Raw genomic sequence first — 2,297 nt, 5'->3', positions numbered from 1 at the left:
TAAACCCTGGCGATGACCTACTCTCGCATGGCTTAGGCCACACTACCATCGGCGCAGCTACGTTTCACTTCCGAGTTCGGGATGGGATCGGGTGGTTCCATAGCGCTAATTTCACCAGGGAGGCGGTTGGAGTGTCGCCTGGACGTCGTGTCTTTGCAGGGGCGGGCATGGTGATGCCTGCGTTGCAAAGAGACGCGCCTGAGCGCCTGCCTCTCGTTTGGTCTTGTGACGTAGCGTGCACTTGGATCTATCGACATGTCATGTCGGCCAAGGCAACTTGAGGTTATATGGTCAAGCCTCTCGGATCATTAGTATCAGTTAGCTCAATACATTGCTGTACTTACACACCTGACCTATCAACCACGTAGTCTACATGGTTCCTTCAGGGGGCTTGTGCCCCGGGAGATCTCATCTTGAGGCGCGCTTCCCGCTTAGATGCTTTCAGCGGTTATCGCTTCCGAACATAGCTACCCGGCAATGCCACTGGCGTGACAACCGGAACACCAGAGGTTCGTCCACTCCGGTCCTCTCGTACTAGGAGCAGCCCCTCTCAAATCTCCAACGCCCATGGCAGATAGGGACCGAACTGTCTCACGACGTTCTGAACCCAGCTCGCGTACCACTTTAAATGGCGAACAGCCATACCCTTGGGACCGACTACAGCCCCAGGATGTGATGAGCCGACATCGAGGTGCCAAACACCGCCGTCGATATGAACTCTTGGGCGGTATCAGCCTGTTATCCCCGGAGTACCTTTTATCCGTTGAGCGATGGCCCTTCCATACAGAACCACCGGATCACTAAGTCCTAGTTTCCTACCTGCTTGATCCGTCGATCTTGCAGTCAAGCACGCTTATGCCTTTGCACACAGTGCGCGATGTCCGACCGCGCTGAGCGTACCTTCGAGCTCCTCCGTTACTCTTTAGGAGGAGACCGCCCCAGTCAAACTACCCACCATACACGGTCCCCGATCCAGATAATGGACCCAGGTTAGAACGTCAAGCACGACAGGGTGGTATTTCAAGGATGGCTCCACTGCAGCTAGCGCCACAGTTTCATAGCCTCCCACCTATCCTACACAGACGAACTCAACGTTCAGTGTAAAGCTATAGTAAAGGTTCACGGGGTCTTTCCGTCTTGCCACGGGAACGCTGCATCTTCACAGCGATTTCAATTTCACTGAGTCTCGGGTGGAGACAGCGCCGCTGTCGTTACGCCATTCGTGCAGGTCGGAACTTACCCGACAAGGAATTTCGCTACCTTAGGACCGTTATAGTTACGGCCGCCGTTTACTGGGGCTTCGATCAAGAGCTTCGCCTTGCGGCTGACCCCATCAATTAACCTTCCAGCACCGGGCAGGCGTCACACCCTATACGTCCACTTTCGTGTTTGCAGAGTGCTGTGTTTTTGATAAACAGTCGCAGCGGCCTGGTTACTGCGACCCTCTTCAGCTATAGCTCGCATGAGCCACCAAAAAGGGTGCACCTTCTCCCGAAGTTACGGTGCCATGTTGCCTAGTTCCTTCACCCGAGTTCTCTCAAGCGCCTGAGAATTCTCATCCTACCCACCTGTGTCGGTTTACGGTACGGTCTGCGTAAGCTGAAGCTTAGGAGCTTTTCCTGGAAGCGTGGTATCAGCAACTTCGCCATAAAGGCTCGTCTCGGTGCTCGGTCTTAAAGGATCCCGGATTTGCCAAAGATCCAAACCTACCGCCTTTCCCCGGGACAACCAACGCCCGGTATGCCTAACCTTCTCCGTCCCTCCATCGCACTTACGCGAGGTGCAGGAATATTAACCTGCTTCCCATCGACTACGACTTTCGTCCTCGCCTTAGGGGCCGACTCACCCTGCGCCGATTAACGTTGCGCAAGGAAACCTTGGGCTTTCGGCGTGCGGGTTTTTCACCCGCATTATCGTTACTCATGTCAGCATTCGCACTTCCGATACCTCCAGCAGACTTCTCAATCCACCTTCAACGGCTTACGGAACGCTCCTCTACCGCGTACATATAAATATGCACACCCCAAGCTTCGGTTCTGTGCTTAGCCCCGTTAAATCTTCCCCGCAGACCGACTCGACCAGTGAGCTATTACGCTTTCTTTAAAGGGTGGCTGCTTCTAAGCCAACCTCCTGGCTGTCTGTGCCTTTCCACATGGTTTTCCACTTAGCACAAAATTTGGGACCTTAGCTGTGGGTCTGGGTTGTTTCCCTTTTCACGACGGACGTTAGCACCCGCCGTGTGTCTCCCATACAGTCCGTCTCGGTATTCGGAGTTTGCAATGGTTTGGTAAGTCGCG

Annotated in this window: 2 rRNA genes (1 of these 2 running past the window's edge); both read right to left on the bottom strand. The window is 54.1% G+C overall.

Features of this window, described 5'->3' with window-relative positions:
* Positions 1-4: 4 nt before the first annotated feature.
* A 5S ribosomal RNA gene (gene rrf, locus WKB25_RS12625) occupies positions 5-119 on the bottom strand.
* A gap of 168 nt (positions 120-287) precedes the next feature.
* Positions 288-2,297 (bottom strand): 23S ribosomal RNA (locus WKB25_RS12620) (it continues 871 nt past the right edge of the window).

It is taken from the genome of Stenotrophomonas sp. G106K1 (assembly GCF_037969685.1).
Lineage (GTDB): Bacteria > Pseudomonadota > Gammaproteobacteria > Xanthomonadales > Xanthomonadaceae > Stenotrophomonas > Stenotrophomonas lactitubi.
The sequence above is the reverse complement of the archived record's forward strand: the minus strand, read 5'-3'. Positions and strand labels throughout refer to the sequence as shown.